Here is a 12268-nt window from a genome sequence, read left to right on the forward strand (position 1 = left end):
TTTAGTTTAAAAATGTCCCTTTTCAATAACTCTATTTTTCTGTTTTAACTTTATCCCGCTTTAACGGGCAGTAAGACCCCCATCTCAAGATATAGAGAAACGAGAGAGATAGATGGGGGATTAACTGCCTGTAAAAGTCCGATTGGTTTGGGCCAACAAGATGTTGGTCCCTCAGGTGTTGCCACAGGACGTGGCGCTTTTAACCTGAGTTCTTCTAGTTCAGTGGGGATGAAGAAAGCCCCCACTGATGGAAGCTTCACTTTATCCAACTGTAAACTGTATTTTTTAATAAGGAATCAGGGATAAAGCGTAAACCTTTGGAATATAGAGAAAGTGGGAGGGATACGTATGAAGAAAAAACTGAGTCGATACGGGAAATGGATTGGAAGTATACTCGGTATTTTGGTCGTTATGGTGATAGCGTTTGCCCTTTACGTAAATTATTATATTGATAAATCATTACCACAAATTGAAGGAAAGATGAGTGTTAAGGGAATGGATCAGGATGTTACCGTAACAAGAGATGAAAAAGGCGTACCTCATATCCATGCAAAGTCTGATGCCGATCTTTATCGTGCACAGGGTTTTGTTCAAGCGCAAGATCGTTTATTCCAAATGGACCTATCACGTAGGCAAGCAAGTGGCACGTTATCAGAGATAATTGGTCCATCAACGGTCAAAACAGATAAGTTTTTTAGAACATTTAGTTTAAGGGATGCTGCCAAAAAGTCTTATGATGGCTACTCAAAGAAAGCTAAACAAGTACTTGCTTGGTATGCAGAAGGAGTTAATGCCTATATGGAGCAGGCAAAAGAAAAAGGAACGCTCCCATATGAATTCAAACTATTAGGATATGAACCAAAACGTTGGACAGAAATAGATTCCTTAACAATTGAAAAATATATGGCTTATGATTTAGGTGGAAATTGGAACATGTTGGCGTTTAGACATTGGGCTTTGACCAATTTGACCGCAGATGAAGTGCAAGAATTGATGATCCATTATCCAGACAACGCAAAGTCCATTATAGAAGAAAATATCGAAAATCCTGTGAAAGTTTCTGGACAATTCGATGCGTCTCTTATTCCAAACGAATTTAACGGTAGTAATAACTGGGTTTTATCTGGAGATAAAACGAAAAGTGGGAAACCATTATTGGCAGATGATCCACACCTGGGGCTGAGTACACCTTCTATATGGTATCAAATGCATCTTACATCATCTACTCAAAATGTGAGTGGAGTTATTTTTGCCGGTATTCCAGGAATTATTTTAGGTCATAACGATCAAATTGCTTGGGGTGTTACCAATGTGGGACCTGATGTACAAGATTTATATATTGAAATACCTAATCCAGATAATCCAACGCAATTTAAATATGAAAATAAATGGGAACAAGCGGAAGTTCGAAAGGAAAAGATTAAGGTAAAAAATCAGAAGACTATTGATTATGAGGTAATTGTTACAAGACATGGTCCTGTTGTTTCAGACTTAGCATTCAAAAAAGAAAAGCCAACAGCAGTTTTCTCGATGCAATGGACAGCATTACAATCTACGCAAGAACTACAGGCTGTGTTGAATATGGATAAAGCAAAAAATTGGGAGGAGTTTGAAACCGCACTAAATGATTTTAAGGTACCTGCCCAAAATTTTGTATTTGCATCCAAAGATGGAACAATCGCTTATAAAGCGAATGGATTAATCCCTATTCGTAAAAGAGGGGATGGTCAATTCCCTGTACCAGGTTATTCAGCGGATTATGGTTGGAAAGGTTATATTGATTTTAATCATTTACCGAAAGTGATTAATCCGGATAATGGATATATTGCAACCGCAAACAATAAGGTTGTAGGAAGTGGCTATCCATATCATATTACAGACTTTTGGGCACAACCCTACCGCTATGAACGGATCGTGGAAATGTTAGAAGAAAAAGACGACTTTACTGTAGAAGATATCAAAAATATGCAGCTAGATACAGAGAATTTATATGCAAAAGAATTTTTGCCTCATCTTATTGAATCAGTGAAAAAACAACATAAACTAAAGGATATTGTAAGGATGATGGAGGATTGGGATTATCAAGATTCTATATCTGAAGGTGCGCCGCTTGTGTTCCATCTATGGATGATTAAAATTCAAGATCAACTTTTTAAGAAATCAATGCCTGCAGATGTTTATCAAATGATGCCGGGAAAATATAATGTTGCTGATGAAATACTTCGACAAGCATATAGAGGAAAGCCGGGAGAATTTGTGGATAAAGCTGGCGGCATTGATGAACTGGTAACAAAAGCATTAGAGGAAACTGTGAAAGAGATCAAAAAAAATTATGGTGATGATGTATCAAAATGGCGTTGGGGAGATTATCACCAAGTTATTTTCAAACATCCTTTATCTTCAGCATCTTCTATTTTGGCTTATTTCTTAGATTCTAAGACAACGCCTGTACCAGGGTCAAAGGTGACTGTTCGCGCGGCTGCTTCCAATAAAACAGGCATTGTGGATCATGGTGCCTCTTGGCGTTTTATTGCCGATTTAAGTGACTTGTCAAAGGCTTATCATATCGTTGGTCCTGGGCAAAGTGAACATTTAAGATCAAAATGGTATCATGACCAAGTGGACGATTGGGTGTATGGAAAATACCATGAAACCGTGATAAATGGTAAAATTTTAAATGGTCATACATTGATATTGAAAGCTGAATAAAAAGATATTTCATACTAGGTGTGATTATTGGGAAAATAAGGATAATCAACATGTTTGGCTTCATACAAGAGAAATAGGATTTTCCCCCTATGTTGTAGCTGTTGGAGGAACGAATAATAAAGTGAAGCTTCCATCAGCGGGGGTTTTCTCAATCCCCCACTGAACTAGAAGAACTCAGGTTAAAAGCGCCACGTCCTGTGGCAACACCTGAGTGACCAACATCCTGCTCGTCCGAACCAATCGGGTTTTTTACGGGCAGTTGACCCCCACCTATCTTTCCTGTTTTCTCTCTAAACCTTGAGATGGGGATCTTACTGTCCGTTAACACGGGATAAAGTAAATAAATTGAAGGTGCATTAAATGATAAAAAATGTAGTAGGAGTAGTATTAGGTGGAATATTAGGCACCTTGGTGCGTTATGGTGTTATGATAACTGTCCCAACTGAATGTATGTTGTGGATCGTAAATGGTGTAGGAAGTTTTGCTATGGGCATATTGAATGGTTTATTCACACGTTTTCTACAACAGAATATGAGTTGGAAGTTATTTTTGACGACTGGCATGCTTGGCGGTTTCACGACATTTTCCACATTTTCAGCTAGTTGGTTAAAATTAATGCAAGAACATGTTGTGATGGCAGTTATATATGCAATCGTTATGACAATTTTATGTGTTGCATTGGCGTCGTTCGGTTATTTACTTGCCGTTCCTAACAAGAAAGCAGGTGAGCGTTTATGATTTGGCTTGTACTTGCTGTCGGTGGGGGTTTAGGTACGCTTGCACGTTATGGAATGATTGTTTGGATGGAACATCAAAAACAGCCATACTATGTAGCAACATTTATCGTCAATAGTGTTGGTTCGTTGTTGATGGGATTGGCCCTTCACATAACAGTTGATCAGCAGTTATGGACAGCATTCTTGGCTACAGGTTTTTTAGGAGCGTTTACAACGTTTTCTACATTTGCTTTTGATACAGTAAGATTATTGCGAGAACACGATAAACGTGTAGCATTTTTATATCCTGTTTTAACGTTATTTGCAGGGATTATCCTTGTTACTTTAGGATGGCAAATCGTATAAAGAGGCCGGGATAAAATCCGTTTAAAATGAATAAACCGCATGAAGTCAAAGCTTTTACATTTGCCTTCATGTGGTTTTATTTTCATTAAAATCAACTCGTTTTCAGCTTATGTCCCGGTCCCTTTTATTTTTATTTAAATTTGGCTTTCTCTACAACACGATTTTTCCGGCCAACCGTTGTCTCAGCATGCAGCAATGATTGATAGACCGATTCTTCTGTCGCTTCAATAGCCGCTTGGAAAAGGTCATTCATTATTTTGGAATCATCTCTCACAAATGCTACCGCTTCGCCAATGGATGAACTAAATTGATGCGGAATTGTGTAGGCAGTTGAAAAAGCGATCATAATATCACCACTGCCATTATGAATATGGGTACCTGTACGTCCAAGTCCAATAGCCGCCCTTTTAGCTAGTCTTTTTAGTTGGCGATCACTGAGTGGTGCATCAGTTGCTATAACAACGATTACAGAGCCATCGGGTTTTTCGATAGGAGGATTTTGTTGCCAACTTGTGAAACGACATTCACCAGCGTTACCGAAATTGGTGAGTGCTAGTACACCAACTGTAAAACTTTCACCATCCCGTTTAACGATTCTTGAGGATGACCCAATGCCACCCTTCCGCTCATAGCAGATCATTCCTTTGCCGGCACCGATAGCACCTTGTCCAAATGGTGCATGTTTGGCGTTACGTATAGCAGAAATAGCATGCTCTGGCTTCACAGCACGAAGCCTCATACTATTAAGAAAGCTATCATTACATTCGCCCACAACGATATTAAGTGAACTAGTAGAGTCGCCAATACTAGGATTTTGTTGAAGCATATAATCTAAAGTGCCATCTAAAACAGCTGCTACACTAAAGGTATTCGTTAACATTAATGGAGACTCTATTAATCCCAATTCTTCTACTTGAACAAGCCCTACTGACTTTCCAAATCCATTTAAGACAAAGCTTGCCGCAGGAATCTTCTGCTCAAATAGATTGCCTCCGTGTGGCAAAATAGCTGTTACGCCTGTACAAATTGTATCCTCTGCATCTAACTTCTCATATAATGTAACATGCCCAACATGAACATCTGCTACATCGGTAATCATATTCCATTGCCCTTTGTTCATAAACCCACCCCTTTAGGTATTATTTAGTCGTATTGATTAGAAAAAAATAAGGCTGAATGTTTGGTATAATTATAAAAAATTCTATGCTTTAGCTCCAATTATATGGATTAAAGCGAAAGCTTGCTTGAATTCTTGAAAATGCATATGCATTTCCTTCGTGCATTGCTCATGCAGAAAATAAATTCAAAGTCCCGCAGAAGTGAGCAAGCCGTAGCGAAAATCAGCTAGTTGAATGACTTCACAATATTAAAATTAGTTATTATTAAACGTTCGCATTTTTCAAGAAGAAAATGATTTATGGAATCGATTCAAATACATAAAAATAGTAAATGATTCTCAAATGCGAAATATTCATCCTTGATCGATTAAACGCTGTTATCCAATTAGTTTAATAGAAAAATATAGATAAAATGATTAACATAACTATTGATTATTCCGGTATGATAAAGATTGTAGAATCCTATCTAGGTATAGGTAAGATTAAGATATTGTTAGTCGAGTAAAAATAACATACAAAAGTTCATGCAATCGGAGGCGAATAATATGAAACTAATCGAATGGACAATGGAAGAACAAGAACAGTTGATAGAGTTTATAACGACCAATATATGGCCATATCATGTTAATTCACATCCTGCGAGAGATATTGTTGAAAAAACAATTGATGAAGGTGGCTACGAATCAGATGAAGCCAAAACATTTTGGTTAGTCGATGATGCTGATGTACAAGTAGGAATGGTAAAAATATATGATTTGCAAGATGATATACCATTGTTTGATTTACGCATAGCCGAGAAGTGGAGAGGATTAGGCTATGGGACCAAAGCATTAAAATTGATTAGTGAATATGTTTTTTCATTGCCAAACAATAAAATACGTTTAGAAGGTCATACTAGACAAGATAATATTGCTATGAGAAAGACATTTGAAAACGCTGGTTTTGTCAAAGAGGCTCATCTTCGTCAAGCATGGTATGTACCAAAAGAAGATGCTTATTATGATGCAGTTACGTATGGTATTACGCGTCAGGATTATTTGGAAGGGAAAACCACACCTGTTAGCTGGGATGATGAAGTAAAAATCGACCATTTCGATTATAAAGAAAATTGGGATTTCCCAAGCAGTTTTGAATCAGAGAGACTAATTATACGAATGCCTTTTATGGAAGATGTAGATGCTGTTTGGGAAGCTATCGTACATTCTGCCAAAAATTTAAAACCATTTATGCATTGGGCGCAGACTTTACCGAAGAAAGAAGAAACAAAGGAAAATCTTCGCCAAGCGATCGGTGATTTTATCGCAAGAAAAGATTTACGCTTGCATGTATTTTTAAAAGACAGTGGGGAATTTATCGGTTCTTCGGGCTTACATAATATTGATTGGACGATTCCTAAGTTTGAAATTGGTTATTGGTTAGATGCGAGATATGAAGGAAAAGGTTATATGACAGAGGCCGTGCAAAGGATTTCTCAATTTGCATTTGAAGAACTGAGCGCAAAGCGTCTGGAAATTCGTTGTGATAGCGATAATATAAGAAGCCGAGCTGTCGCAAGCAGAGCACGATTTGAACTAGAGGGAATATTAAAACAGGATCGTCGGTCAGCTGATGGAAAAACATTTCGTGATACATGTATTTATGCAAAGATCAAATAATAGCAATGTCGGCAATTGATGAACATTAGATTTATTCAGAGTGATGTTGTGCAAAGTAAAGGAAATTTTACGGAATAAGCGTGTACAGTGGCATTTTTCTGTGACAAGTAATGTAAGAAAAGAATAGTGTTTTTCCACGAGAAGCGATTACAAAAGTATGCATATGGTGAATAAAAGATATGCACAAAGTTGTTCGTTTAAAATGCTCAGCTATAATGAAATGGATAACGATCCATCATACTATTATGAAAACTGTGAATTAAATATAACGCTTTTATGCTATAGGTTACGTTTTACAGTTTCATGTAGTAAACTAAAGAGAAGGAAATCGAAAGAGAGGGAATTGAGATGCCGACACCGAGTATGGAAGATCACATCGAACAAATTTATTTACTAATTGACCAGAAAGGTTATGCACGTGTATCGGACATCGCAGAAGCATTGTCAGTTCTGCCTTCCTCAGTTACCAAAATGGTTCAAAAACTCGATAAAGATGGTTATTTAGTATATGAACGCTATCGGGGTCTTACTTTAACGCCCAAAGGCTTAAAGCTAGGGAAACGACTAGTAGAGAGACATAGCTTATTGGAGCAGTTTTTAAGACTTATTGGTGTAGATGAAGAACGAATTTATGATGATGTGGAAGGAATTGAGCATCATTTAAGCTGGAATTCTATTGAATGTATAGCAGATCTTATACAGGTATTAGAAGAGAATCCTAAATTTATTCATAAACTGGAAGCGTTAAAAGATGTTCATCCAGGCAAATAATGATGTCATATGAAAGGAGTTAATAATATGGCAGAGTTACAATCAGGTGAAGTTGTAAAATTAGTCGTGAAAGAAAAGCAAGAATCAAAATATATTTTAACAAATGATGATGTAGATATCCCATTAAATGCTTCTGAGGTAACAGAATCATTAAACGTCAATCAAAAAATAACCGTGTTTTTATATACGGATCGTAGAGGGAATCTAGCTGCAACAACAGCGCTGCCGCATATCTATAAAGGAGAGTATGGGTGGGCGCGTGTATTACATGTCAACGATCGCGAAGGAGTTTATGTGGATATTGGTACTTCCAGAGAAGTATTAGTACTATCTGAAGACTTGCCCAAGTTGAAATCACTGTGGCCTGAACCGGGAGATCACCTATATATCACCTTGCGAACAGATCGAGAAGGTAAACTATTTGGCCGTTTGATAACAGAAGAACACGTGCTTGAAACGTATGAGGACGCAGAACCCGAATTGTTCAATAAGGACATTTTGGCTCGTCCCTATCGATTGTTACCAGTAGGAACCTTTTTGCTTGGTGTTGACACTCCCTATCGCATTTTCGTTCATGAATCTGAACGTCCATCCGAACCGCGCCTAGGTTCGGATGTCAATGTACGTGTCATCGAAGTAAAAGAGGATGGTACGATTAATGCCTCTATGCTTCCGCGCGTATACGAGCGTCTTTCTGATGATGCGGAACAAATCTTTAAATATCTTAAAGAAGTTGGAGGCAAAATGCCGTTTGGAGATAAATCTTCACCAGAGGAGATCAAAGAAATGTTCCATATGAGCAAAGGGGCTTTTAAACGTGCTCTCGGCACACTGATGAAAGCAGATCGCATTATTCAAGAAGATGGTTGGACACTTATGAAATAAAAAACAAGAGCAAAAAGAGAAAGTTTATCCACTTTCAGAAACTTTTTGCTCTTTTTAGCGTATTATTATTGAAGATGCTTAAAGCATATTCTATATTATTTGTTACAAAACGACGTAAACGGATTACCCGAATATGTATGAAGGTTTTTAAGGAGGAATTTCATAATGAAAAAGCAAATCTTTGCTGTGGTAGCAGCTATGTGTTTGACAACTGCAATTGTTGCACCAACAACAAGCTATGCAAGTACTAATTCATCCCAATCGTCAGATGATGTTGTTAATGAAAAGCTAGGTGTTCCAATCGTTGTTTATGGTGGAAGTCTTTCTGCAAGTGAAAAAGAAACCGTTAAAAAAAGCTTAGGTGTAACAAGTAATTCTGATGTAGAAGAAATTACAATCACGGGTGCGGACATTGCTAAATATATTGAAAATGGAAACTCAAGTGCACGCCTTTACTCATCTGCTAAAATTACACCAAAAGATGCAGGTTCAGGCCTTGTCATCAGTATCGTAACTCCTGACAATATTACGGAAGTTACTTCAGATATGTATACCAATGCGATGCTAACAGCAGGGATTGAGGATGCAACAGTTGAAGTTGCTGCACCTAAAAAAGTAACAGGTCACTCTGCACTTGCAGGAATATACAAAGCTTATGAAGTGACAACAGGTAAAAAACTAGATAAAGATCGTACAGATGTAGCCAATCAAGAATTATCAGTTGCGACTGACCTCGCTCAAAATTCAGGTATCGATGAAGAAAAAGTAAGTCAACTATTAACCGATATTAAAAAGCAAATTGCTGAACAAAAGCCAGCTACAAAAGAAGATGTTGAAAAAATTGTTGATGAACAACTGAAAAAATTAGAAATCAATTTAAGTGATCAAGACCGACAATTATTGATCGATTTAATGGATAAAATCAGTAAGCTTGATATTGATTTCAGTAAATGGTCAACACAATTAGATGATTTAAGTGGTAACATTAAAGACCAGTTGAACAAAATCAACGACGATATTAAAAGTGATTCAGGTTTTTGGGCAAGTGTGAAAAACTTCTTCCAAAAAATCATGGATGGAATCAGTAGTATATTTAGCTAAATCAAAAAGTTTTTTGTGAAAGAGCGGAGTGCCCTAAAAGGTGTTATTGAATATCTTTTGGGGTATTTTTAGCTTTAGATGGGAAAACCAGAGCTTAAGAGATTCACTCTGCTATCCTAACACGGTTATGATATGTTAAACTATATTCTAAAATATGGGGGTGTGAATATATGGAATTTCAATTGAGTAATAGAGGTCATGAAGAATTTGCTTTTGAGTATGTAGAAGATCGTCGAGTACTAGCTGAAATCATATGGACGCAATTGGGTGATATTATGGTGATCAATCATACATTTGTGGATTATTCATTGCGTGGTCAAGGCATTGCAAAACAATTACTAGATCGAGCAGTAGAATATGCTCGAGAAAATGAATACAAAATCGAAGCGGTTTGCTCATATGTTGTGAAAATGTTTGAAACGTCACATGAATACGATGACGTAAAAGTGTAGAGTTCTATTTGAAATTGATAAATGAGATGATCTATATAGAGGAGAGTTCATAATAAGGAGTTTTTCATGTTTGAACGCTATCCTAACTTTCTCTAAGCAACTGTCTGATGATAAATTATCGTCTCTTTTTTTGTATACCTGAATCAATTTCATAAATCATTTTCTTCTTAAAAAATACGAACATTTAAGAATAACTAATTTTGATAGTTGTGGAGCGGAAGACGGCGACTCCTACGGGAAAAGCTTGAGCTGAAAGCCCCGCAGGAACGTAGTGACGAGGAGATTGAAGCCAAGCCCGTGGAAAGCGCCGTCTGGAGCGGAACAAAAATTTCTGAATATTAATGTTCATGTTGATTTAAAATGTTCGTGTTTTTTATCTGAATTTTACATTGTGAAATTGATTCACCTACAAAATTTTGAAACTTTTTAAAAGTATGAACGTATAGTAATTTATAACAAATAATATAGAGGTGATATAGTGAAAAGGACGGCAGAAATAGTATTAGGAATTATCGGCACATTTTTTAATGTCATTGGTATCGCATTTATAGGTGTTATGATAAGAGGGGTATCGGAAGTAAAAAATAATGAACAGTTCCAGGATGAAATTTTAAAAGAATTCAAATCCCAGCAATCAAACGATCCTCAGCTTCAAGATATAGATATACAAACCTTTACGGACGGTATGGGAACAATCATCAATTTCTTAGGAGTATTTGGTTGGTTGATCATTGCATCCTTTATTATCAGCCTGATAGTAGGTGTGGTGGCTACAGTAAAAGTCGTAAAGGTAAAAGATAAAAAAGCAAACTTTGCGGGGAGTATGTTCCTAATAGCAGGTGTACTTGCAGGGATTCTATCTTTAACATCTATTATTTATTACATTGCAGCCATTATTTGTTTTGTTCGAAAACCAAAAGAAGTATTCGATGATATCTCAAATCAGAATGCTTCGGCTCTATAAAACGTTTTTAAGTAAAATCTGAACTTTGTCCTAGTAAGTCCACTATTTCAATGCGAAGTAAAGAACAGAGGATAAGTGTGGAACAACTGCCTGTTAATGAATACTTGATTGGTTCAACTTCACCCAGTGGGAGGTCCAGAAAACTCTCACTGGGTGAAACTTTACTTATGGATGAGTTTAGCCGGGGACACTTTTAAAAATTTACTTGAAGAGTTTCCCTTCTACTAGATCAATAAGTGTTTGACGAATATTTGGAGGAACCGCGTTTAAACTTAAATCAGGATTATAAATTTGCATATGTGTAATCATGGCGAGCAAAGATCCAATAATACCAACTTGAAAGAGGATCAAATCGATTTTAGGCAATTTTCCTTCATCCATCCGATGGACAAGCTCTCGATCAGCATTTGTCATACTATATAAATTGGCAATATACTGTTCAGATAACTCTGGATGCTTTGTCGATTCGTTGAATATAATGGAATATTGCGGACGGTTATAAAAGACATTGTCTATTAGCTCTTCAATCCATACATGTAATAGCTCTTGATGGGTTAAACTTTGATAATAGGCCATTTCCATAAAAGTTAATCGTTGTGGTTTGACCGTTGCTAATAATAATGCCATTTTATTTTTGAAGTATTTGTATAAGGTTGCTTCAGATACACCCACTTTTTTGGCAATAATTGCTGTAGTCGTGGTATCATAGCCTTTTCTATAAAATAATTGACGAGCGGTTTTAATAATTTTTTCTTTTGTTAAAGCGCCCTTTGTTTTTTTTACTGACTGATGTCTTTCTGTCATCAAACATTACCACACTTCCATCTTTTACATTACGCCTTATTATGATAGCAAAAAAACATCATAAACCATAGCTCTAGGGGCGTTTGATATGTATGAACAAGCAGTAAACCTTCCTTTTAATTTTGGGCAGGATGCTTGAAAAAATTGAACTCCTATATTCGAAAAGAAACGCTGTTTGTGAAATAATAGTGCTATGGGGGTGATTTAATTGGCATGGAAAGAACAACGATTTGAAGAACTTACAACAGAAGAGCTGTATAAAATTATCCAATTAAGAATTAATGTATTTGTGGTTGAACAAGAAGCTTATTATGAAGATCTAGATGATCATGATCAAAATAGTCTTCATATAACTTACGAGGAAGATGGTAAAATCATTGCATATGCTAGAGCAGTTCCTCCAAATGAAAAATATGAGAATATGGCATCATTTGGTCGTGTAATAGTACGACCAGAAGCTCGAGGCACAGGATTGGCACAACAATTATTAAAAAGGATTATAGCAGTAACAAAAAGAGAATGGCCAGAGCACGACTTATTTATCCAAGCACAAGCTTATCTACAAAACTTTTATGGTAAATTTGGTTTTGAAGCTGTGTCGGAACCATATGAATTTGAGTGTTTACCACATATTGATATGGTATGTAAAAGTGATAAATCGTGACAAATTATTATAAAATCACAGGAAAACGTGTATTTTCTAAAAAATAGGGTATAGTTAATTTAG

14 protein-coding genes are annotated in these 12268 nt (G+C 36.5%); 11 read left to right on the forward strand and 3 right to left on the reverse strand.

The annotated features are described in order from the left end of the window. The first annotated feature begins 147 nt into the window (after positions 1–147). Together FEU33_RS18620 and FEU33_RS02500 are read left to right on the forward strand one after the other, a co-directional pair. The gene (locus tag FEU33_RS18620) at positions 148–306 is read left to right on the forward strand and encodes a hypothetical protein (RefSeq protein WP_186731292.1); all 159 of its coding nucleotides are present in this window, start codon (positions 148–150) and stop codon (positions 304–306) included. Positions 307–348: 42 nt separating this feature from the next. Beyond that, positions 349–2709 (forward strand): penicillin acylase family protein, encoded by a 2361-nt coding sequence (locus tag FEU33_RS02500; protein WP_146547872.1) that lies wholly within the window; start codon positions 349–351, stop codon positions 2707–2709. 148 nt (positions 2710–2857) lie between these two features. Here FEU33_RS02500 and FEU33_RS02505 read toward each other — a convergent pair whose 3' ends face one another. Then, a complete protein-coding gene (locus FEU33_RS02505; protein WP_146547873.1) occupies positions 2858–3037 on the reverse strand; it encodes a hypothetical protein in 180 nt (59 codons plus the stop codon). A 32-nt stretch (positions 3038–3069) separates the two neighbouring features. Here FEU33_RS02505 and FEU33_RS02510 point away from each other — a divergent pair, with 32 nt between their 5' ends. Next, a complete protein-coding gene (locus tag FEU33_RS02510; RefSeq protein WP_244950963.1) occupies positions 3070–3447 on the forward strand; it encodes a fluoride efflux transporter FluC in 378 nt (125 codons plus the stop codon). After that, on the forward strand, positions 3444–3791 hold the full coding sequence (crcB, locus tag FEU33_RS02515; RefSeq protein ID WP_146547874.1) for a fluoride efflux transporter CrcB: 348 nt from the start codon (positions 3444–3446) through the stop codon (positions 3789–3791). The genes FEU33_RS02510 and crcB overlap by 4 nt, the downstream gene beginning before the upstream one ends. A gap of 130 nt (positions 3792–3921) precedes the next feature. Here crcB and FEU33_RS02520 read toward each other — a convergent pair whose 3' ends face one another. Then, positions 3922–4911, reverse strand: a complete 990-nt coding sequence (locus FEU33_RS02520) for a P1 family peptidase (RefSeq protein WP_146547875.1) — start codon at positions 4909–4911, stop codon at positions 3922–3924. Between the two features lie 543 nt (positions 4912–5454). Here FEU33_RS02520 and FEU33_RS02525 point away from each other — a divergent pair. The 6 genes from FEU33_RS02525 to FEU33_RS02550 all read left to right on the forward strand — a co-directional run bounded on the left by FEU33_RS02525 (position 5455) and on the right by FEU33_RS02550 (position 10737). Further along, positions 5455–6564, forward strand: a complete 1110-nt coding sequence (locus FEU33_RS02525; protein ID WP_146547876.1) for a GNAT family N-acetyltransferase — start codon at positions 5455–5457, stop codon at positions 6562–6564. A 348-nt stretch (positions 6565–6912) separates the two neighbouring features. Then, complete coding sequence (mntR, locus tag FEU33_RS02530) at positions 6913–7335, forward strand: transcriptional regulator MntR (protein ID WP_146547877.1); 423 nt, start codon at positions 6913–6915, stop codon at positions 7333–7335. A 27-nt stretch (positions 7336–7362) separates the two neighbouring features. Further along, positions 7363–8220 (forward strand): CvfB family protein, encoded by an 858-nt coding sequence (locus tag FEU33_RS02535; protein ID WP_146547878.1) that lies wholly within the window; start codon positions 7363–7365, stop codon positions 8218–8220. A gap of 165 nt (positions 8221–8385) precedes the next feature. Beyond that, entirely contained in the window at positions 8386–9321 is a 936-nt protein-coding gene (locus FEU33_RS02540) for a DUF1002 domain-containing protein (protein ID WP_146547879.1), read from the forward strand. 170 nt (positions 9322–9491) lie between these two features. Further along, on the forward strand, positions 9492–9773 hold the full coding sequence (locus FEU33_RS02545) for a GNAT family N-acetyltransferase (protein ID WP_146547880.1): 282 nt from the start codon (positions 9492–9494) through the stop codon (positions 9771–9773). 478 nt (positions 9774–10251) lie between these two features. After that, entirely contained in the window at positions 10252–10737 is a 486-nt protein-coding gene (locus tag FEU33_RS02550; RefSeq protein WP_186731293.1) for a DUF4064 domain-containing protein, read from the forward strand. A gap of 201 nt (positions 10738–10938) precedes the next feature. On the opposite strand, the gene FEU33_RS02555 is transcribed toward FEU33_RS02550, so the two are convergent. Beyond that, on the reverse strand, positions 10939–11541 hold the full coding sequence (locus FEU33_RS02555; RefSeq protein WP_146547882.1) for a TetR/AcrR family transcriptional regulator: 603 nt from the start codon (positions 11539–11541) through the stop codon (positions 10939–10941). A 208-nt stretch (positions 11542–11749) separates the two neighbouring features. On the opposite strand from FEU33_RS02555, the gene FEU33_RS02560 reads away from it, so the two are divergent. Continuing rightward, positions 11750–12205 carry a GNAT family N-acetyltransferase gene (locus FEU33_RS02560; protein WP_146547883.1) on the forward strand — a complete coding sequence of 152 codons (456 nt, stop codon included), beginning with the start codon at positions 11750–11752 and terminating at the stop codon, positions 12203–12205. The last annotated feature ends 63 nt before the right edge of the window (positions 12206–12268 follow it).

It is taken from the genome of Rummeliibacillus suwonensis, from assembly GCF_007896435.1.
Lineage (GTDB): Bacteria > Bacillota > Bacilli > Bacillales_A > Planococcaceae > Rummeliibacillus > Rummeliibacillus suwonensis.

Excerpts from the sequence above, each read along its gene's own strand:
- FEU33_RS02555 (WP_146547882.1), bottom strand. The coding sequence starts at position 11,541 with ATGACAGAAAGACATCAGTCAGTAAAAAAAACAAAGGGCGCTTTAACA.
- FEU33_RS02500 (WP_146547872.1), top strand. The coding sequence starts at position 349 with ATGAAGAAAAAACTGAGTCGATACGGGAAATGGATTGGAAGTATACTC.
- mntR (WP_146547877.1), top strand. The coding sequence starts at position 6,913 with ATGCCGACACCGAGTATGGAAGATCACATCGAACAAATTTATTTACTA.
- crcB (WP_146547874.1), top strand. The coding sequence starts at position 3,444 with ATGATTTGGCTTGTACTTGCTGTCGGTGGGGGTTTAGGTACGCTTGCA.
- FEU33_RS02535 (WP_146547878.1), top strand. The coding sequence starts at position 7,363 with ATGGCAGAGTTACAATCAGGTGAAGTTGTAAAATTAGTCGTGAAAGAA.
- FEU33_RS02545 (WP_146547880.1), top strand. The coding sequence starts at position 9,492 with ATGGAATTTCAATTGAGTAATAGAGGTCATGAAGAATTTGCTTTTGAG.
- FEU33_RS02540 (WP_146547879.1), top strand. The coding sequence starts at position 8,386 with ATGAAAAAGCAAATCTTTGCTGTGGTAGCAGCTATGTGTTTGACAACT.
- FEU33_RS02525 (WP_146547876.1), top strand. The coding sequence starts at position 5,455 with ATGAAACTAATCGAATGGACAATGGAAGAACAAGAACAGTTGATAGAG.
- FEU33_RS02520 (WP_146547875.1), bottom strand. The coding sequence starts at position 4,911 with ATGAACAAAGGGCAATGGAATATGATTACCGATGTAGCAGATGTTCAT.
- FEU33_RS02510 (WP_244950963.1), top strand. The coding sequence starts at position 3,070 with ATGATAAAAAATGTAGTAGGAGTAGTATTAGGTGGAATATTAGGCACC.